The following is a 20,417-nucleotide window of genomic DNA, read 5'->3' as shown; positions in this document are numbered from 1 at the left end:
GGCGAGCCGTCGTGTGCCGGGCCGACGTGCGCGCGCGTGCAGATGATCGCTGACGCATGCCCTGATGCGTCGTCGTACGTCGTACCGGGTGGACGCCGTTGTCCGCGGTGGCTGTTCTCGTACGACGTGGTCGCCTTCCCCATGGCCGTCAGGTGCGGCCCTGTCGGGCGCCGGGGTCAGCGGGCCGCCGCGCGGCGCAGGATGTCCGAGGCGGCGCCTCCGGTGCGGGGCATCGGCAGCGGTGGCGGTGCCTCGGACATGGCGAGGGGCTCCGGTGGGGAGTCCGCGTTCGGGCGACGCCCGCCGCGGCCCTCGCCGAGTACCTGCCAGCCGTCGCGGGTCAGCGTGATGTACGCCCCGCAGCGCAGCCCGTGCAGGGTGCAGGCGTCGCGCAGACCCCACATCCACGCGCCGTCCTCCTGCGTCCAACGGGCGTCGCCGTCACGGCAGTAGAGCAGGACGGCCGTACGCACCGGCGTACGGCGGCGCAGGTCGTGCGGGATGACCCGGCGCAGCTGCGCGAGCAGCGAGTTGCGGAACATCCAGCCGTCGGCCGGCGCGGAGCGGCGGATGAACGAGGCACTCGCCCGCACCCGCTCGTCCGGATCGAGGACGGCCACGATCGCGGTCGCGGGTCTGGGGCTGTGCCTGGAGTGCAGTCCGCTGACGACCTCTCGCGGATTGCGCAGCAGGGGAATCCCGGCTGCGGCCCACTCCGCGGGTTCGAGCATGCGGGCTGCTGAGTTGGTGGAAGCGGCGGACAGGTCGGCAGACGTCGACATGGATGCCGCGGGGGACGGAGCGAATCCGAAGGTCACGGTCCTCCCTTCGGCTACGCGCCCACACTGCGGGCGGAGATCGGACTTGGGGGAGCGCACACCGCAGCGAAGCCCTGCCGGACCACGGGCAAGAAGCCGTGCGGGGAGCGGACTCCAATTCTTGCGGTCGAACTGGGTTGCGGCAACGAGCAAATGGGGCCACCGACCGTCTTCTGGTGATCTGTGGATTATATCCCTGCCGGGTGTGTCATTTGTAGATGCCTGGGGTGGCCCGGAACATGCCGTTGGTCCGGGTGTCCACCCTGGTTCATGTGCTCGTCATCAGCCTTGCAGGGCGAGGACCAGCGGCAGGACCCCCCGCGCCCCGGCCCGGCGGAGCATCCGGGCCGCCACCGCGAGCGTCCAGCCGGTCTCCGTGAAGTCGTCCAAAAGGAGGACTGGCCCCTGCGCATCGACGAGGGCGGCGGCCAGCGCGGGCGGCACGGTCAGGGCTCCGTCGAGCGCCTTCAGTCGCTGGGCGCTGTTGCTGCGGGACACGGGCGGGGCCTCACCGGCGTACTCCAGACTGCCCAGCAGGGGCAGCTGGCCGATCTCCGCGATCCGCGCGCCCAGGGACGCGATCAGCTGCGGGCGGGTGCGTGAGGCGACGGTGACGATGCCGACCGGGCGCGGCTGGGCCGCCGCGGCTCCCGAGGCCCAGCCGTCGGGTCCCTTCGCCCAGTCGACCAGCACACCGACGACGGCCTTGGCCACATCGTCCGGCACCGGCCCGTCCGGGGCCTGCGGCGAGAACATCGGGCGCAGCCGGTTGCCCCAGCCGATGTCCGACAACCGGCCCAACGCGCGCCCCGTGGAGGCCTGTTCACCGACCGGAATACGTCCCTTCAGCTCGACTCCGATCGCCGGCAGCCCGGTCGGCCACATGCGCCGGGGCTCGACCTCGACACCGGCCCGGCCCAGATCCGCGCGCGCGGCGTCCACGGCCTTCGTGGAGGCGTCGGGGGTGAACCGGGCGCCCGCGCAGTTGTCGCAGCGGCCACAGGGCTTGGCGCCCTCGTCGTCCAACTGGCGCTGCAGGAACTCCATCCGGCAGTCCGTCGTCGACGCGTACGCGCGCATCGCCTGCTGCTCGGCCTTCCGCTGGCGCGCCACCCACTCGTACCGCTCCGTCTCGTACGTCCACGGCCGGCCCGTGGAGACCCAGCCGCCCTTGACCCGGTTGACGGCCCCGTCGACGTCGAGAACCTTGAGCATGCTCTCCAGGCGGGAGCGGCGGAGTTCCACCAGGGGTTCCAGGGCGGGCAGCGACAACGGCCGCTCCGCGCGCGCGAGAACGTCGAGAGTGCGGCGCACCAGTTCCTCCGGAGGGAAGGCGAGGGAGGCGAAGTACTCCCAGATCGCCTCGTCCTCCTTCCCCGGGAGCAGCAGCACCTCCGCGTGCTCGACACCGCGTCCGGCGCGACCGACCTGTTGGTAGTAGGCGATCGGGGAGGAGGGCGAGCCGAGGTGCACGACGAAGCCGAGGTCCGGCTTGTCGAAGCCCATACCGAGCGCGGACGTCGCCACCAGGGCCTTCACCTTGTTGCCGAGCAGGTCGTCCTCGGCCTGCTGCCGGTCGGCGTTCTCCGTCTTCCCCGTGTACGAGGCCACGGTGTGCCCGCGCTGCCGGAGGAAGGCCGTGACCTCCTCGGCGGCGGCCACCGTGAGCGTGTAGATGATCCCGGAGCCCGGCAGATCGGCGAGGTGGTCGGCGAGCCACGCCATCCGGTGTGCCGCGTCAGGCAGCCGCAGCACACCGAGGCTCAGGCTCTCCCGGTCCAGGGGGCCGCGCAGCACCAGCGCGTCCGAAGCGCCGCCGGTACCCAGTTGTTCGGCCACGTCGGCGGTCACGCGCGCGTTGGCCGTGGCGGTGGTGGCCAGGACGGGCACGCCCGGCGCGAGGTCGGTGAGCATAGTGCGCAGCCGGCGGTAGTCCGGGCGGAAGTCGTGGCCCCAGTCGGAGATGCAGTGGGCCTCGTCCACCACGAGCAGGCCCGTCGCGGCGGCGAGCTTGGGCAGCACCTGGTCGCGGAAGTCGGGGTTGTTGAGGCGTTCGGGGCTGACCAGCAGGACGTCGACCGTGCCCGCCGCGATCTCCTCCTGGACCGTGTCCCATTCCTCGGTGTTCGAGGAGTTGATCGTCCGCGCGTGGATGCCCGCCCGGGCCGCGGCGTCCACCTGGTTGCGCATCAGCGCGAGCAGCGGAGAGACGATCACGGTGGGCCCACTGCCCTGGGCCCGCAGCAGCGAGGTCGCCACGAAGTACACCGCGGACTTGCCCCACCCCGTGCGCTGTACGACCAGGGCCCGGCGCTTGTCGGCGACCAGCGCCTCGATCGCCCGCCACTGGTCCTCGCGCAGCCGGGCGGCGCCTGTGGCGTCCCCGACGAGGCGGGCGAGGACCGTGTCGGCCGCCGCCCGGAGATCCGCGTTGCTCGTGTGCTCCATGCACCCCATACAACAGGACGTCACTGACAACCGGGACGTGGGACGGCGCATCACAGCCACCTGTCGGGCGCGCGCGTCCGCGTGCGGGCGTGGGCGGACATGGCGGGCGCCGGTCTCCGCACCCGGTGCCCGGCCCCGTGCCCGACCTGCCCGGCGCCGCCTTGACGTGCCCCTGCTTGAGGTTATCCACAGGCTCAAGCGGAACCTGGAAATCCGCGAGATCGTCACCGCATGACGAATCACAGCGAAACGCATCAGGTCACCCTGCGCACCCCGGCCGAACTGGCCGACGCCCTGCCGTATCTGCTCGGCTACCACCCCGAGGACAGCATCGTCCTGGTCGCACTGCACGACCGGGACGGACGCGGCCGGTTCGGCGGCCGGGCCCGGCTCGGGATTCCCACGAACCCGGACGACTGGCCCGCCGTGGCACAGCAGTTGACGCACGGTCTGGTGACCGGCAGCGAGCGCAGAGGCGCACGGCCCGAGAGCATGGTCGTGTATCTCTGCCAGGAACCGGCGGAGGGCGAGGCACGGCATCAGGTGCGGGAACGGCTGCGCCCGCTCGCCCAGTTGCTGCGCACCGAGTGCGGCCGTCTCGACGTACCCGTGGTCGAGGCGCTGTGCATCGCCGACAACCGCTTCTGGTCCTACTGCTGTGTGACGCCCGAGTGCTGTCCGGACGAGGGGGTGTCCATGGGCCTGCCCGGTACCTCGGTGCTGGCCGCCGCCGCGACCTATGCCGGTCTGCAAGTGCGGGGCACACTGCGTGAGTTGCGGGGCAGGCTCCAGCCCTGGGAGACCGCTGCGGCGCGGGAACAGGAACGCGTGCTCCACAACGCGAACGCCCGCCTGGTCCCGCGAATCCTCGACGACGCGAGCCGCGCGGACATCGCCGAGGAGACCCTGCGAGAGGCACGCCGGGTCAGGGACCGGTTCGCCGAGGCCCCCGCCGTGTCCGGCACGCTCCTGGCAGACCTCCGAGACGACGAACTGCTCACCCACGACGAGGCCGCCGCACTGATTCTGGGTCTGCAGGACCGTACGACCCGGGACCGCGCGGCGGAGTGGATGGAGGGCGACGAGGCGGCACCGGCCCTGCGCCTCTGGCGGGCCCTCGCCCGCCGCTGTGTCGGTTCCTACCGGGAGCACGCGGCGGCTCCGCTGACGCTCGCCGGCTGGGTCGCCTGGTCGACCGGCGACGATCTGGAGGCCAGGGAGGCCCTGGCCATGGCACTCGGCGCGGACCCCGGTTACCTGTTCGCCCGCCTGCTGCACCAGGCCTGCAACGAGGGCCTGGACCCCGAGTCGATCCGCCGCTGTCTGCGCGCGGAGCGCGGCGGCCGAGCACACGTGGCTGCCGGGCCGCCCCGGACGATGCCGGACACCGGGTGGATCGAGGACAACGACAGCGACGAGGGCGAGCGCGAGGACATGGGCATGGGCATCGGCTGGGGCGAGGAATCGGAGGGAATCGAGGACACGGACGGGTTCGAGTCCACGCGGGGCTTCGAGGGAACGGACGGCATCGATGGCGCGCAGCGGACCGAGAACGACGGCCGGTTCGACGGCACCGGAGCCACGACGCCGCACGACGAGGTCGGGGGTTCCCCGTCCTGCTCGACGTCGGTCAGTGGCGCCGCACGGGCCCTGGAGTCGGCCACGAGGCGTCGACGCCGGGTAGGAGCGCCGGACGGCGCCGAGACGCGCCCCCGTGCCAGGGGGACGGGCGGGACGCGTCCCCAGCCCTTGGGCAAGCCCGCCGTACGTCGTCGCGGCCCGGGCACGGGAGAGGCCGCACCGCGCGGGCACAGGGCGAAGGGGGACGATGCGTGAACGGGGGTGGGACAACAGTCCAAGGGCGCCAGGGCAGCGGTTGGGCACCGGCCGGCCGGACCGACAAGGGCGGGGCGGTCGACCGGTGCCTGGACGGCGACGGGATCAGCGGCCGATCGCCGCGCAGGGATCGGAGGCATGAGCCGCGACTCGTCAGCGCCGGGACAGCGCACGGGAGTCCGGGCAGGCGCATGATGGGCGGCGGACGGTTCGGCGGCGCCGCAACGCGCAAGCGGCGATTGAGCAACGGCGGCGCCGTCCACGTACAACTGACCGGCGCCAGGACAGCTGACGGACACCTCACCATCCCGACCGCGGCGAACTGCCGGTGCGGTTGTCCTGGTACCAGCCGGGCGCAGGCCCCGCCGCACCGCCATTCGGTCGGCTTGTCCCGCCGGGGGCGTGACTCGGGGAAGCCCTGGTCCGTTCACCTGAGTGGCGGAACCCTTGGACGGGCCGAGCCGCCGCCCCACCCCTGCCCCGCCGAAGCTCCCTACCAGGCGCCGAGCGCGCCCCCGGCGCCCAGAGCGCAGAAGAAGCCGCCCATGCATCCGCCGACCCCGCCCTCGGCCGCCGACGACGATCGCCGTGCCGTGAGCCCACCCGCGTCGCCCTTGCGGGGAGGTGGCGGCGGAGCGCCCGGGAACGCAGGCGACCCGCGCGGCTCGGAGCCGCGCTTCCCGGGCACCGGACGGCCTTCCGCACCCCCGGCAAGAGGCGCGCCGCCGCCTCCCGCCGGTCGGCCACCGCTTGCGCCGCCCCCTGCCACCCGCCGTTCCGCCCAACTGCCACCGACCCACACCACCCTGATCTGCGTCGCCCTCCCCGGGCTCGCGATCTCCACGGACCAGGGACAGCTCACCGGCCGAGGACTGGAGGGCTTCTATCGCGGCGGGAGGCGCCTGCTCGCCCGGTGCCAGGTCCGGGTGGCCGGCCGTGAACCGCTCGCGGTCCAGGCCCGGATGACCGCCGCCGACCGCGCCCGCTTCGTGGGGACACTGCGCGCCTCCCCGGACGGCGGGCCGGACCCGGACGTCGTCGTCGAGCGCATCCGCCACGCGGACGGCACCGAGCGGATCACCCTGCACAGCTCGGCGCCGCGCCCCCTGCGCCTGCCGGTCGAGGTGTCACTCGGAACCGACCTGGCCGACCTGGGCACGATCGCCTCCGGCACCGCAGGCCCCGAACTGCCCGCCAGCGTCCACGCCTTCGGCCTGCGCTGGGCCGGCGCCACCGGCGGCGCGGCCGTCACGGCCGACCCGCCGCCCGCCGACGCACTGGCCTCCGCGGGCCTGCTGCGCTGGGAACTCGACCTGCCCCCGGGCGGTTCCACGACCCTGGAGCTGCGCATACGGCAGGACGGCGCGGGACCCGTCCGAGCCGTGGGCCACGTGGCGACGAGCCCCCTCGCCCCGGCACGGGCCGTCGGTGACGATCCACGCGTCGGGGCGCTCCTCAGCACCAGCATCGAGGACCTCCAGGCGCTGCTCCTGCGCGACTCCGCGCATCCCTCCGACACGCATCTCGCGGCAGGGGCACCGTGGCGCTGCGGCATGGCCCCGGCCGAGGCTCTCGCCGCCGCCCGGATGACGCTCCCCCTCGGCACCGGGCTCGCGGCGGGCACCCTGCGAACCCTCGCCCGCACCCAGATCCCGGGTCCGGGCCCGAGGGCCGGCATGCTCCCCGGACCGCGCCGGGACGCGGGCGCACACCTGCCACCGGGTTGCACGGGTACGGAGGCCACCCTGCTCTTCCCCGTACTCCTCGCCGAGGCCCGCCGCTGGGGGCTCCCGGAACAGACGACCGAGGAACTGCTGCCCACCGCCGAGCGCTGTCTGACCTGGCTGCGCACGACCGTGGGCGACGGCACCTACTTGCCCGATCCACAGCCGGGCGGCCCGCTGCGCTGCGAGACGCAGGCCCACGCACACCGCGCCGCCCTCCTCGGCGCCGATCTCCTCGACGCTTACGGCCGACCCGGCGGTGCCGGGCTGCGGCAGTGGGCCCAGGAACTGCGCACCGCGTTCCGGGACGACTTCTGGGTCGAGGACCGGGGCGGCGGCAGACCGGCGGCTGCCCGTACCCCGGACGGGCGTACCGTGCCGCACTTCGGCGCGATCGCCGCCCATCTCCTCGACACGGGTCTGCTGGGCGCGGGCGAGTCGGCCCCCGGGCTGCTCGACAAGGTGCAGACCGAACAGCTCGCCCGGCTGTTCGGCAGCCCGGCCATGGACTCGGGCTGGGGACTGCGCGGCCTCGGCGTCAAGGAGGCGGGCTACAACCCGTTCGGTCACCGCAGCGGTGCCGTGCGGGTCCAGGAGACCGCGGTGGCCGTCGCGGGCCTGGCCACCGCCGGGTACGAGAAGGAGGCGAGTTCGCTGCTGCGCGGCCTCCTGGCGGCGGCCGAGGCCTTCGACCACCGGCTGCCGGAGATGTACGCGGGGGAGCAGCGCACAGCAGGAGGCGCCCCGCTGCCCCACCCGGCGGCCTGCCGGCCGTCGGCCACCGCTGCCGCCTCCGGAGTGCTGCTGCTCGCCACCCTGGCCGGCATCCGTCCGGACGCCCCGGCGAACACGGTCATGCTCCGTCCGGTACGCAGCGTGCCGCTGGGCGAGATCGGCCTGACGGGCCTGCGGATCGTGGGTGAGCCCTTCTCCGTACGGGTCGGCCGGCTCGGCGTCGCCATGGTCGAGGAGGCCGCCGCTGGACTGCAACTGGGAGCGTGACCTCGTACGACATGCCCCGGGAGGAGGACCGGAAGCGGCCGGTGACACCCGTGTTCGACCACCGTGGAACAGTCATGGGTGCGGCCGGAGAGGGGAGTGTTTATCGTCAGGCAGACGACTATGATCGCCGCATGCCCTACGACCCGTCAGCCTTTCCGCCCTTCGCCGTCACCGTGGACCTGGTCGTGCTGACCGTGCGTCGTCACGCCCTGTGCGCGCTGGCGGTACGCAGGGGTGAGCCGCCCTTTCAGGGGCGCTGGGCACTCCCCGGCGGTTTCGTGCGGGCCGACGAGGATCTGGGGCAGGCCGCGGCGCGTGAACTGGCCGAGGAGACCGGCCTGCGTGCCCACGACCCGGACGCTCCGGCACAGGACAACGGCGCCCACCTGGAACAGCTCGCGACTTACGGCGACCCCAAGCGCGACCCCCGGATGCGGGTGGTCAGCGTCGCCCATCTCGCGCTCGCCCCCGACCTGCCCGCGCCCCGGGCCGGCGGTGACGCCAACAGCGCGCGCTGGGCACCCGTCGAGGAACTGCTGCACCAGGGCGGCTACGGCCGCGACGGCGAGCAGGCGGCACCACTCGCCTTCGACCACGCCCAGATCCTGTCGGACGGAGTCGAGCGCGCCCGCTCCAAGATCGAGTACTCGTCGCTGGCCACCGCGTTCTGCCCGACCGAGTTCACCGTCGGTGAGTTGCGCCGGGTGTACGAGGCGGTCTGGGGCGTGGTCCTCGACCCCCGCAACTTCCACCGCAAGGTCACGGGCACCCCGGGCTTCCTCGTCCCCACCGGAGGCACGACCACCCGGCAGGGGGGCCGCCCGGCCCAGCTCTTCCGAGCCGGTGGCGCCACACTGCTCAACCCTCCGATGCTGCGCCCCGAGGTCTGACACACGAACCTCGTGGACGGATGTGCGCACGCGGGCCCTGCCACACCGTAGAAAACGGACATAACGCGCTATCTTGCTACGGGTGATCCAGGCCTTCGGACTGACCAGCAACCCTCGCAAGGAGCTTCCCCCCGCCGTCGACGACGTCTCCTTCGAGGCGCGCGCGGGATGCGTCACCACACTCCTCGGTACCCCGGGCGCCGGTAAGACGGCGGTGCTCAGGCTCATGCTCGAACTCCAACAGGGCCGTGGAATCACCTACTTCAGGGGCCGGCCACTGCACCGCATCGCCCATCCGTCCCGTGAGGTCGGCGTTCTCCTGGGTGATGTGCCGGGGCACCCCGCGCGCACGGTCCGAGGCCAACTCCGCATGCTGTGCGCGGCGGCGGGCGTCCCGGTCCGCCGTGCCGACGAGGTCCTTGAGGTGGTCGGCCTCGTCAGCCTGCGCGACGAACGCCTCGGCACCCTGTCCCGCGGCATGGACCGTCGGCTCGGCCTGGCCTGCGCCCTGCTGGCGGACCCGCACACCCTCGTGCTGGACTCCCTCACCGAGGGTCTGTCCGCCCGCGAAAGCCATTGGCTGCACGGCATGCTGCGCGCCCACGCGACCCAGGGCGGCACCGTCCTGTTCACCACCACCGACCCCAAGGAGGCGGCCCGCACCGCCGACCGGATCATCACCCTCGAACAGGGCCGGCTCGTCGCCGACCAGGACGCCGCGGACTTCTCCCGCACCCGGCTGCGCCCCCGGGTCGCCGTCCGCAGCCCGCACGCCACCCGCCTTGCGGCCCTGCTGACCAAGGAGGCCCGCACGGCGCAGCGCTCCGTGGAGGTCGTACCGGAGTCCGGCAACCGGCTCTCCGTGTACGGCAGCACCTGTGCGGACGTCGGCGAGATCGCGTTCCGGCACGGCATCCTCGTACACCAACTCGCCGACGAGGTCGGTGACATGGGTTCCGACGCCGATTCGACGCGCCGGGATGAACACACAGACGAACAGAAGACCGCCGTGACCGTGCTCGAGGGCGCTGCCCGGAGTCAGGGTTCCGCCGAGCCTCCGGGGGCTTCCCCGGCGCACGGCTCTGCCGAGCACAGCCCCCGCGCGTCAACCGAGGCGTCAACCGAGGTCACCCCTGCGACTTGTCTCCCCGGGCCGGACGTGCCCCCCAGTCGCGTGCCGACGGTCACCCGTGTCTCCGTGCCGGCGGCCGGCCGTACCCCGGCAGTGTCCGCGCCCGTGCGCCCCCAGGGCCTCCGCACGCGCGCCTCCGGCGTCCTGGCCGCCGACAACCCGCCCCCGCTTCCACCCCCCATCTCCGTCCGCCCCGCTCCGAGTCCGCTGCGTCCCCTCCGCTACGAGCTGCGCCGGGCCGGAGGTGTCGGCACCGGGTTTCTGACCGGTGCCGCCGTGCTCGTCTCGTCCGCGCTGGTCGCCGTACTCCTGGCCCGCATCGGACACACCCCGCAGCACCGCCTGCTGGCCGCCTGGCCGCAGGAGCTGCCCCTGCCGCCCGCGGCACTCGGCGCCGGGCTGCTCGGCGCCATCGCCTTCGGCGACGAGTTCCGCCACCCCGCCCTGGCGGTGGACCGCGGCACCGTGCCCCGCCGGCTGGGACTGCTCGCCGCCAAACTCCTCGTAGCCGCGGCCACCGGGCTGCTGCTGGCCTTCCTCACGGTGGGCTGCGACGCCGAAGTGCTCTACCTCGTCTACGGACGGGAGCTGGCGAAGGTTCCCGCGGACTGGCTCGCGCTGACCGCGAGCTGGATCGGGCTCGTGATCGGCTGCTCGTGGGCCGGGGTGCTGGCCGCGGGCATCTTCCGGTCCACCACCGCCGGGCTCGCGGCGGTGGTCGCCGTACCGGTCCTCGTGGTGCCCCTCGTGCAGAAGGTCCTGGAGGGGGCGTCCGTGCGGAGCGCGGCCGGGTTCTCCGTGCGGCTGCGGGAACTGCTCCTCGCGCAGTGGCCGTTCGGGGGCGAGCGGTATCTGGCCGCCGGAGCGCGAATGATGGCCCAACCCGTCGGTGGCGCACTGGCGTTGTCGCTGACTGCCCTGCTCTGCGCGTATCTGCTCACGACCCTGCGAAGCAGGGTCCGATGACGATCGCCCGCGCCCTTCCGGTCCCGCCCTGCGCACAACTCCCCGGGGAACGCCCATTTCTTTCCGATAAGGCGTCAATTGCGACGGGGTGAGCGATCACCCTTTCGTGTGCTTTTCACCAAAGACCTCAAGGGAGTTGGAGACGGAGCCGACAAAAGATCCGTGAGTACCCTTGCGCACACCATGATGACCGCCGCCCGCTCCGCAGACTCCGGTCTCGTCGGCCCGGGCGAACTCGACCGCTACCCCTACGCGGAGGCCCCCGGGGTCGACCGCGTCGGAGTTCCTTCCTGGGACGCCGCGGACCCGGAGCTGGGCCGTGTCGGCCGCCGCAGCGCGGGCAGCCGCGGTCGCGGGCTGCACGGTCAACTCGTCCAGCAGCTGGGCCAGATGATCGTCTCCGGCGACCTGGGCGCGGACCGTCCCCTCGTGCCCGAGGAGATCGGCCAGCGCTTCGAGGTCTCCCGCACCGTCGTCCGTGAGTCGCTCCGCGTCCTGGAGGCCAAGGGCCTGGTGAGCGCCCGGCCGAACGTGGGCACGCGCGTGCGTCCCGTCAGCGACTGGAACCTCCTCGACCCCGACATCATCGAGTGGCGTGCCTTCGGGCCGCAGCGCGACGACCAGCGCCGCGAGCTGAGCGAGCTGCGCTGGACGATCGAGCCGCTCGCCGCCCGCCTCGCCGCCGGACACGGACGCGAGGACGTCCAGCAGCGGATCGTCGACATGGTCGAGATCATGGGCCACGCCATGAGCCAGGGCGACGCGCTGACGTTCTCGCGCGCCGACGCCGAGTTCCACTCGCTGCTCATCCAGCTCGCCGGCAACCGCATGCTGGAGCACCTCTCCGGGATCGTGTCCTCCGCCCTCCAGGTGTCCGGCGGTCCGATCACCGGGTGTGACCGGCCCACCGAGGCGTCCCTGGGGCACCACGCCCGGATCGCCGACGCTCTCGCGGCGGGTGACGGCGCGGGGGCGGAGGCGGCCATGCGGCAGCTCCTCATCGTGCACCCCGAGGTGGAGCGCGTGGTCCCTGCCCCGCGCGAGCACTGACCGCGCGCCGAGGCCGGCGCGATCGGGGGCCGTGTCGCCCTCCCGGATCATCGCTCGGCTCGCGAACCGTCGCCGCCGGACCCTGCCGGATCCCGAGAGGGCCCGGCGGGGCCCGGCGGTAGGGACGGGCGGGTGGGCGGAGCGGTGAGCGGTGGGCCGAAGCGGCGGCGGCCGGTCCTGAGGCGTTTGTCACGGCTGCCGATCGGGCTGTGGATGCGACTGTTGTTCTGGATGTCGTTATGGCTGTCGATGTGTCTGCCGATGCGGGCACGAATCGGCAGGAACGGCCCGGTCGCCACCACGGCTGACCATATCTAGCCGTATCTGACCGCTTTTGTGCGCTTACGGGGTGTGACTCGGGCCACGCAGATTGGGCGTAACGCTTGCGGAAGCAGCGCGATGACCTAAGAGGTGGCAGCCGAGGAGGGAATACAGACGCCGTTCAAGGCGCTGTGCATCTTCCCGGCCCCCGCCCGCGCCGTCGGCCCATCCCCAGTCGGCGGTCGTCGGCTCCTGTTCCCTAGTGGACGGGGCCGGAAGCCGTTTTCCAACGTTCCGAGAGGTTGTTCGTGTCGGCCAGCACATCCCGTACGCTCCCGCCGGAGATCGCCGAGTCCGTCTCTGTCATGGCGCTCATCGAGCGGGGAAAGGCTGAGGGGCAGATCGCCGGCGATGACGTGCGTCGGGCCTTCGAAGCTGACCAGATTCCGGCCACTCAGTGGAAGAACGTACTGCGCAGCCTCAACCAGATCCTCGAGGAAGAGGGTGTGACGCTGATGGTCAGTGCCGCGGAGCCAAAGCGCACCCGAAAGAGCGTCGCAGCGAAGAGTCCGGCCAAGCGCACCGCCACCAAGACGGTCGCGGCGAAGACGGTGACCACGAAGAAGGCCACTGCCACCGCCACCCCGGCGGCCCCCGCCGCCGAGTCCTCCGTCGAGGACGAGGCGCCCGCGAAGAAGGCCGCCGCCAAGAAGACGACGACCGCCAAGAAGGCGGTCGCGAAGAAGACCGTCGCCAAGAAGACGGCGGCCAAGAAGACGACCGCCGGCAAGGACGACGCCGAAGTCGCCGAGGACGAGGTCCTTGAGGACGCCAAGCCCGGTGAAGAGGAAGAGGAGGGGGCCGAGAACAAGGGCTTCGTCCTCTCCGACGACGACGAGGACGACGCTCCGGCCCAGCAGGTCGCGGTCGCCGGTGCCACCGCCGACCCGGTCAAGGACTACCTCAAGCAGATCGGCAAGGTCCCGCTGCTCAACGCCGAGCAGGAGGTCGAGCTCGCCAAGCGCATCGAGGCCGGTCTGTTCGCCGAGGACAAGCTGGCCAACGCCGACAAGCTCGCCCCCAAGCTCAAGCGTGAGCTGGAGATCATCGCCGAGGACGGCCGCCGCGCCAAGAACCACCTCCTGGAGGCCAACCTCCGTCTGGTGGTCTCCCTGGCCAAGCGCTACACCGGCCGCGGCATGCTCTTCCTGGACCTCATCCAGGAGGGCAACCTCGGTCTGATCCGCGCGGTCGAGAAGTTCGACTACACCAAGGGCTACAAGTTCTCCACGTACGCCACCTGGTGGATCCGTCAGGCGATCACCCGCGCGATGGCCGACCAGGCCCGCACCATCCGTATCCCGGTGCACATGGTCGAGGTCATCAACAAGCTCGCGCGCGTGCAGCGCCAGATGCTCCAGGACCTGGGCCGCGAGCCCACCCCGGAGGAGCTGGCCAAGGAACTCGACATGACCCCCGAGAAGGTCATCGAGGTCCAGAAGTACGGCCGTGAGCCGATCTCCCTCCACACCCCCCTGGGTGAGGACGGCGACAGTGAGTTCGGTGACCTCATCGAGGACTCCGAAGCGGTCGTCCCGGCCGACGCGGTCAGTTTCACGCTCCTCCAGGAGCAGCTGCACTCGGTCCTCGACACCCTCTCCGAGCGCGAGGCGGGCGTCGTCTCGATGCGCTTCGGTCTCACCGACGGTCAGCCGAAGACCCTCGACGAGATCGGCAAGGTGTACGGGGTCACCCGCGAGCGCATCCGCCAGATCGAGTCCAAGACCATGTCGAAGCTGCGCCACCCGTCGCGTTCCCAGGTGCTGCGCGACTACCTCGACTAGGTCGCGGTCGTACGACACGAAAGGCCCGGCCTCCCTCGACGGGAGCCGGGCCTTCGTGCTGGGCGGGCGCGGGGCCGTCGCACCCGGCGTGCGGGGAGCGCGGCCCGGCGCGTGCGGAGCACGGTGCTCCAGCCGACGGCGTCCCTCTTTCGTGGCCCGCGCGTGCGGGGCGGGGCCGGTTGGATCACTCTGGGTTTCTCGTGATCATCCCAGAGTGAGGAGCGCGCATGCGTCGTCCCATTGTCCGGGCCCTGTCCCGGGCCCTGTCCCGGGCGCTGACCCGGTCGCTGGTCCTGGCGGCCTCGGCGGGCGTGATACCGCTGGCGTCCGCCGCCCCTGTCGCCGCCGACGGCGTTGTCGTCGGTGGATTCCCGGTCGACGTGTCCGAGGGCCCGTGGACGGTGGCCCTGTCCAGCCGTGACCGGTTCGGGGGTACCCGGGCCGGGCAGTTCTGCGGAGGCGTGGCCGTCGGCCGGACCACCGTACTGACCGCGGCCCACTGCATGGGCGCGGATGTCCTGGGAGCGCCGCCCGACCGCGTACAGGACCTGAAGGTCATCACCGGGCGTACGGAACTGACGTCTGCTCAGGGCAAGGAGATCGCCGTACGCGACACCTGGGTCAATCCGGGCTACGACAAGACCAGCAACGCCGGGGACTTCGCCGTGCTCACCCTCGCCGAGGCGCTCCCGCAGACCTCGGTCATCGGGATGGCAGGAGTCGGCGACCCGGCCTACCAGCCCGGTACGAACGCCACGGTCTACGGCTGGGGCGACATCACGGGCGGCGGCGACTACGCGCGCAGTCTGCGGGCCGCACGTGTGCACGTGCTGGCCGACGCGCTCTGTGAGCGGGCGTATCCGGGCAGCGCCGACGGCACGTACAAGGCCGACAGCATGCTGTGTGCCGGCGAGGCCGTAGGGGGGCCGGACGCCTGCCAGGGGGACAGCGGAGGGCCGCTGGTCGCCCAGGGGCGGCTGGTCGGGCTCGTGTCCTGGGGCAGCGGCTGCGGACGGCCCGGCAGCCCGGGCGTCTACACGCGGGTCTCCGACGTCGTACGGACGATGGGGTGGGACACCGCCGCCACTGGTGGCAGCGGCGCCTGAGGGCCCTGTGGGCGGCTGCCTGAGGGGTTCCTTGGAGCGCGACCAGGGCGCGACGGCCCCGCAACGGCCGTCTCGCGGTCCGTGAGCGAGTTCGCATGAAGCGGGCGGCCACTCCTGAGTGCAGGAGTGGCCGCCCGGATCAACCGGCCTGTGCCGGAGCTGGCTCGTCGTCGAAGCGCAGTATCAGCGTTCTTCTTCGTTGGAGCTGGCCGGAACGGTCGTCAGGCGCTCCGTCTCGTCCTGTATCTCAGCGGCGATCTTCTTGAGTTCCGGCTCGAACTTGCGGCCGTGGTGGGCGCAGAAGAGCAGTTCTCCGCCGCTCGCCAAGACAACGCGAAGGTATGCCTGGGCGCCGCAGCGGTCGCAGCGATCAGCGGCCGTCAGCGGGCTCGCGGGGGTCAGAACAGTAGTCACGTCGCCTCTTCTCTAGCTCGACGAGCTGTCGTACCAGGGTCAACATCCAACCAGGCCGAAAACGTTCCCGCTTGCGGCTCTTCCTCGAAAAAATCTTTTCGAAGCGGCTGTCTGCTGCCGGTTGGCGGCGAATGTGCCGTATTGCGTGTCTTCGTGTCTGTACGGGTTCGCGCTGTCTGTCGTCTGTCGGTGTGTAGGTCCCCCCGGCTGGGTTGCCGGTTGTTCTTGAGGACGTGCCCGGAGCCTAAATGGTTCATGCCTGGAAGGGAACGTGATATGTACTTCACTCCATCGAGGGATCGAACAAGCATGCGACGCTGGAATAGTGTGAGTTCATGACGAGGGTGGCGTTACATCGGCTCTACCAGGCCTCGGTACCCTCTGAGCGGCTACCGAAGCCGGGCCCCTACCCACCAGGGCCCCCATTCAAATTCAGCGAGGAGCGAACCGCGTGACCGCCGATACGTCCGTGCCGTCCACAGCGCTGCTGGCAGGAGCAGACCGGGACGGTTCCAACTACACCGCGCGGCACCTGCTCGTCCTTGAGGGGCTCGAAGCCGTGCGCAAGCGCCCGGGCATGTACATCGGGTCGACGGACAGCCGCGGCCTGATGCACTGTCTCTGGGAGATCATCGACAACTCCGTCGACGAGGCCCTCGGGGGCTACTGCGACCACATCGATGTCACCCTGCACGACGACGGTTCCGTCGAGGTGCGGGACAACGGCCGGGGCATCCCGGTCGACGTCGAACCCAAGACCGGCCTCTCCGGTGTCGAGGTCGTCATGACCAAGCTGCACGCCGGCGGCAAGTTCGGCGGCGGCTCGTACGCCGCCTCCGGCGGCCTGCACGGCGTGGGCGCGTCCGTGGTGAACGCGCTCTCGGCGCGCCTGGACGTCGAGGTCGACCGGGTGGGGAACACCCACGCGATCAGCTTCCGGCGGGGCGTGCCCGGCTCCTTCGACGCCATCGGCCCGGACGCCGCCTTCGAGCCGGGAGGCCTGCGCAAGACCAAGCGGATCCCCAAGACCCGTACCGGTACGCGCGTGCGTTACTGGGCCGACCGCCAGATCTTCCTCAAGGACGCCAAGCTCTCCCTGGAGCACCTCCACCAGCGCGCTCGGCAGACCGCGTTCCTGGTGCCGGGCCTCACCATCGTCGTCCGTGACGAGTTCGGGCTCGGCGAGGGCGGCAGCAAGGGTGAGGAGTCATTCCGCTTCGACGGCGGCATCAGCGAGTTCTGCGAGTACCTGGCCACCGACAAGCCGGTGTGCGACGTCCTCCGCTTCTCCGGGCAGGGCACCTTCAAGGAGACGGTCCCGGTCCTGGACGACCACGGCCAGATGACGCCCACCGAGGTCACCCGCGAGCTGGGTGTCGACGTGGCGCTGCGCTGGGGCACGGGGTACGACGTGACCCTGAAGTCGTTCGTGAACATCATCGCCACCCCCAAGGGCGGCACCCATGTCGCGGGCTTCGAACAGGCCGTCGCGAAGACGATGAACGAGGTGCTGCGCACCAAGAAGCTGCTGCGCGTGGCCGAGGACGACATCGTCAAGGACGACGCACTTGAGGGCCTCACCGCGGTCGTCACCGTGCGTCTCGCCGAGCCGCAGTTCGAGGGTCAGACCAAGGAGGTGCTCGGTACGTCGGCGGCCCGCCGCATCGTGACGAACGTGGTGTCCAAGGAGCTCAAGGACTTCCTGACCACCACCAAGCGGGACGCCGCCGCGCAGGCCCGCGTCGTCATGGAGAAGGCGGTGGCCGCGGCTCGTACGCGCATCGCGGCCCGTCAGCACAAGGACGCGCAGCGCCGGAAGACGGCCCTGGAGTCCTCCTCGCTGCCCGCGAAGCTCGCCGACTGCCGCAGTGACGACGTCGAGCGCAGCGAACTGTTCATCGTGGAGGGCGACTCCGCGCTCGGCACGGCCAAGCTCGCCCGGAACTCGGAGTTCCAGGCTCTGCTGCCGATCCGGGGCAAGATCCTCAACGTCCAGAAGTCGTCCGTGACCGACATGCTGAAGAACGCCGAGTGCGGCGCGATCATCCAGGTCATAGGGGCAGGGTCCGGTCGTACGTTCGACATCGACGCGGCCCGCTATGGCAAGATCATCATGATGACCGACGCCGACGTCGACGGCTCTCACATCCGCACCCTGCTCCTGACGCTCTTCCACCGCTACATGCGGCCCATGGTCGAGGCGGGCCGGGTGTTCGCCGCGGTGCCGCCGTTGCACCGCGTCGAACTCGTCCAGCCGAAGAAGGGCCAGGACAAATACGTCTACACGTACTCGGACCGTGAGCTGCGCGAGAAGCTGCTGGAGTTCCAGAGCAAGGGTGTCCGCTACAAGGACTCGATCCAGCGCTATAAGGGTCTCGGCGAAATGGACGCCGACCAGCTGGCCGAGACCACGATGGATCCCCGCCATCGCACCCTGCGCCGGATCAACCTGTCCGACCTGGACTCCGCCGAACAGGTCTTCGACCTCCTGATGGGCAACGACGTCGCTCCGCGCAAGGAGTTCATCTCGAGCTCGGCGGCGACGCTGGACAGGTCCCGGATCGACGCGTGACCGCGGCGGGTCGGGTGTACACCCCTGGATGTCCATCCGACCCACCGCGAACCGTTCTCACGGGATGAATCACCTAATGGGGTGAAGCCCAGGGAGAAGAAGAGCCGGGGATCTTCCCGTTCTGTCCATCCTTGGGCATGCAGTCAAGCACCGGTCGTCCGCGCAGACGCGGGGGCGGCCCCGAGAGTTCGGCCGAGACCCACGAAGGTCGAGACGTCGTCCCCACCCACGCGGGGGTGGGCGGGGACACGCGGTTCGAGGACCCCTGGTACGACGCGCTCGCCTCCGGCTGGGGCGAGTTGGACGGCACGGGTGCGCCCGCCGCCGTAGTCCCGCCCGCGCGCCGGGAGCAGGAGCGCCGGGGTGGCGGCGCGGCCGACGTCTACCTGGAGGTGCAGCGCAGCGCGGCCTTCCAGGAGGTGCGCGGCCGGTACCGGAGGTTCGTGATCCCCGGCGTCGCCGTCTTCTTCACCTGGTATGTGGGCTATGTCGTGACGGCCACCATGGCGCCCGGATTCATGGCCCGGCCCGTGGTGGGCGCGGTGAACGTGGCGATGCTGGCGGGACTCGGACAGTTCCTCACGACGTTCCTGTTCACCTGGGCGTACGCGCGCCACGCACGGCTGCGCAGGGACCGGGCCGCGCTCGATCTGCGCTGGGACACCCAGGAACTGACGCGGGGCCTCAGGGGCGGTGGATCGTGACGGGTGATCATCAGATGCTGGCGCTGGTGCTGTTCAGCGCGTTCGTCGCCGTCACCCTGGGCATCACCACCTGGGTGAGCCGGCACCGGCAGGGTTCGGCCGAGGAGTTCTACGCGGGCGGTCGGCTCTTCTCCCCGATGGAGAATGGTTTTGCCATCGCGGGCGACTACATGTCGGCCGCCTCCTTCCTCGGCATCTCCGGCCTCATCGCGCTCTTCGGCTACGACGGACTGCTGTACTCGGTGGGCTTCCTGGTGGCCTGGCTCGTCGTGCTGTTCCTCGTCGCCGAACTGGTGCGCAACTGCGGGCGGTTCACGCTGGCCGACGTCGTCGCGTCGCGGATGCGGGAGCGGCCGGTGCGGATCGCGGCGGGAACTTCCTCGGTCACCGTGTCCGTTCTGTATTTGGTGGCGCAAATGGTCGGGGCGGGCAGCCTGGTCGCGCTGCTGCTGGGCGGGACGAGCGAGGCGGCGCAGTCCTGGACGGTGATCGCGGTCGGCGCGCTCATGGTGATCTATGTGTCGTTGGGAGGGATGCGGGCCACCACCTGGATCCAGATCGTCAAGGCGGTCCTGCTGATGGGCGGGGCGATCGCGCTGACCGTGCTGGTGCTGGTCCGGTTCCACGGCGACTTCGACCAACTGCTGCGCACGGCGGCCGAGCGCAGCGGTCACGGTGACGCGTTCCTCGCCCCCGGGCTGAGGTACGGCGGCGACTGGACCTCGCGCTTCGACTTCATCAGCCTCGGGCTCGCCCTCGTCCTGGGTACGGCCGGGCTGCCGCACATCCTGTCCCGCTTCTACACCGTGCCGACCGCCCGGGCCGCGCGCCGGTCGGTCGTCTGGTCGATCGGGCTCATCGGCGGCTTCTATCTGATGACGATCGTCCTCGGCTTCGGCGCGGCGGCGATCGTGGGACCGGAGGCGGTCCGTGGGTCGAACGCGGCAGGGAACACGGCGGTGCCACTCCTGGCCCTCGATCTGGGGGGCGGCGCGGACTCCACAGGCGGAACGGTTCTGTTCGCGATCGTCGCCGCCATCGCCTTCGCAACGATTCTCGCGGTGGTCGCCGGCATCACGCTCGCGTCCTCGGCGTCCGTGGCCCATGACCTGTACGCGTCGCTGCGGCGCCCGCGCGCCAAGCCGCGCAGCGAGGTGGCCGTGGCACGCACCGCCGCGGTCGGTATCGGCGTGGTCGCGATCGCCCTCGGCCTGCTGGCCCGCGACCTGAACGTCGCCTTCCTGGTGGGCCTCGCCTTCGCGGTCGCGGCGTCCGCGAATCTGCCGGTGCTGCTCTACTCGCTGTTCTGGGGCGGCTTCACGACCCGGGGCGCGGTGTGGTCGGTGTACGGGGGGCTGGTTCCGTCGGTGATCCTCGTGCTGCTGTCGCCCGTGGTGTCGGGCAGCCCCGAATCACTGTTCCCCGGGATGGACTTCCAGTACTTCCCGCTGCAGAACCCGGGGCTCGTCTCGATCCCGCTGGGATTCCTCGCGGGCTGGCTCGGCACGGTCACCTCCGCGGAGGAGCCGGACCGGGCCAAGCACGCGGAGACCGAGGTGCGGTCGCTCACGGGGGCGGGAGCCGTTTAGCGGGCGGCGATTTCACGGTCGTACGCCCTCACCGTCGTACGACCATGCGGGCCAGGCGCGC

The 20,417-nt window shown here is 71.4% G+C and carries 13 protein-coding genes; 10 read left to right on the top strand and 3 right to left on the bottom strand.

What is annotated here, in order from left to right; genetic code table 11:
• Positions 1-176: 176 nt before the first annotated feature.
• On the bottom strand, positions 177-818 hold the full coding sequence (locus ACWDR4_RS21710; protein ID WP_450410696.1) for a hypothetical protein: 642 nt from the start codon (positions 816-818) through the stop codon (positions 177-179).
• 282 nt (positions 819-1,100) lie between these two features.
• Positions 1,101-3,266: a RecQ family ATP-dependent DNA helicase gene (locus ACWDR4_RS21705; protein WP_450410695.1), complete on the bottom strand. Its 2,166-nt coding sequence runs from the start codon at positions 3,264-3,266 to the stop codon at positions 1,101-1,103.
• 231 nt (positions 3,267-3,497) lie between these two features.
• On the opposite strand from ACWDR4_RS21705, the gene ACWDR4_RS21700 reads away from it, so the two are divergent.
• The 7 genes from ACWDR4_RS21700 to ACWDR4_RS21670 all read left to right on the top strand — a co-directional run bounded on the left by ACWDR4_RS21700 (position 3,498) and on the right by ACWDR4_RS21670 (position 15,077).
• Positions 3,498-5,102 (top strand): DUF4192 domain-containing protein, encoded by a 1,605-nt coding sequence (locus tag ACWDR4_RS21700; RefSeq protein ID WP_450410694.1) that lies wholly within the window; start codon positions 3,498-3,500, stop codon positions 5,100-5,102.
• Between the two features lie 545 nt (positions 5,103-5,647).
• The gene (locus ACWDR4_RS21695) at positions 5,648-7,828 is read left to right on the top strand and encodes a glycogen debranching N-terminal domain-containing protein (protein WP_450410692.1); all 2,181 of its coding nucleotides are present in this window, start codon (positions 5,648-5,650) and stop codon (positions 7,826-7,828) included.
• Between the two features lie 131 nt (positions 7,829-7,959).
• Positions 7,960-8,718, top strand: coding sequence for an NUDIX hydrolase (locus ACWDR4_RS21690; protein ID WP_450410690.1), 759 nt, complete (start codon positions 7,960-7,962; stop codon positions 8,716-8,718).
• 82 nt (positions 8,719-8,800) lie between these two features.
• Positions 8,801-10,816: an ABC transporter ATP-binding protein gene (locus tag ACWDR4_RS21685; RefSeq protein ID WP_450410689.1), complete on the top strand. Its 2,016-nt coding sequence runs from the start codon at positions 8,801-8,803 to the stop codon at positions 10,814-10,816.
• A gap of 162 nt (positions 10,817-10,978) precedes the next feature.
• Positions 10,979-11,866, top strand: a complete 888-nt coding sequence (locus ACWDR4_RS21680; RefSeq protein ID WP_450410687.1) for a FadR/GntR family transcriptional regulator — start codon at positions 10,979-10,981, stop codon at positions 11,864-11,866.
• Positions 11,867-12,435: 569 nt separating this feature from the next.
• A complete protein-coding gene (locus ACWDR4_RS21675; RefSeq protein ID WP_450410685.1) occupies positions 12,436-13,971 on the top strand; it encodes an RNA polymerase sigma factor in 1,536 nt (511 codons plus the stop codon).
• Positions 13,972-14,198: 227 nt separating this feature from the next.
• The gene (locus ACWDR4_RS21670) at positions 14,199-15,077 is read left to right on the top strand and encodes a S1 family peptidase (protein WP_450410684.1); all 879 of its coding nucleotides are present in this window, start codon (positions 14,199-14,201) and stop codon (positions 15,075-15,077) included.
• Between the two features lie 183 nt (positions 15,078-15,260).
• Here the strand turns inward: ACWDR4_RS21670 and ACWDR4_RS21665 are convergent, their stop codons facing one another.
• Positions 15,261-15,491 carry a DUF7455 domain-containing protein gene (locus ACWDR4_RS21665; RefSeq protein ID WP_055532400.1) on the bottom strand — a complete coding sequence of 77 codons (231 nt, stop codon included), beginning with the start codon at positions 15,489-15,491 and terminating at the stop codon, positions 15,261-15,263.
• A 451-nt stretch (positions 15,492-15,942) separates the two neighbouring features.
• Here ACWDR4_RS21665 and ACWDR4_RS21660 point away from each other — a divergent pair, with 451 nt between their 5' ends.
• The 3 genes from ACWDR4_RS21660 to ACWDR4_RS21650 all read left to right on the top strand — a co-directional run bounded on the left by ACWDR4_RS21660 (position 15,943) and on the right by ACWDR4_RS21650 (position 20,356).
• The gene (locus tag ACWDR4_RS21660) at positions 15,943-18,063 is read left to right on the top strand and encodes a DNA gyrase/topoisomerase IV subunit B (protein ID WP_450410681.1); all 2,121 of its coding nucleotides are present in this window, start codon (positions 15,943-15,945) and stop codon (positions 18,061-18,063) included.
• A gap of 137 nt (positions 18,064-18,200) precedes the next feature.
• Positions 18,201-18,767, top strand: a complete 567-nt coding sequence (locus tag ACWDR4_RS21655) for a DUF485 domain-containing protein (RefSeq protein WP_450410679.1) — start codon at positions 18,201-18,203, stop codon at positions 18,765-18,767.
• Positions 18,764-20,356 (top strand): solute symporter family protein, encoded by a 1,593-nt coding sequence (locus ACWDR4_RS21650; RefSeq protein ID WP_450410678.1) that lies wholly within the window; start codon positions 18,764-18,766, stop codon positions 20,354-20,356. Before ACWDR4_RS21655 ends, ACWDR4_RS21650 begins: the two co-directional genes overlap by 4 nt.
• Positions 20,357-20,417: the final 61 nt, after the last annotated feature.

It is taken from the genome of Streptomyces sp. NPDC000878 (genome assembly GCF_053599695.1).
This window is presented reverse-complemented; position numbering and strand designations above follow the sequence as displayed.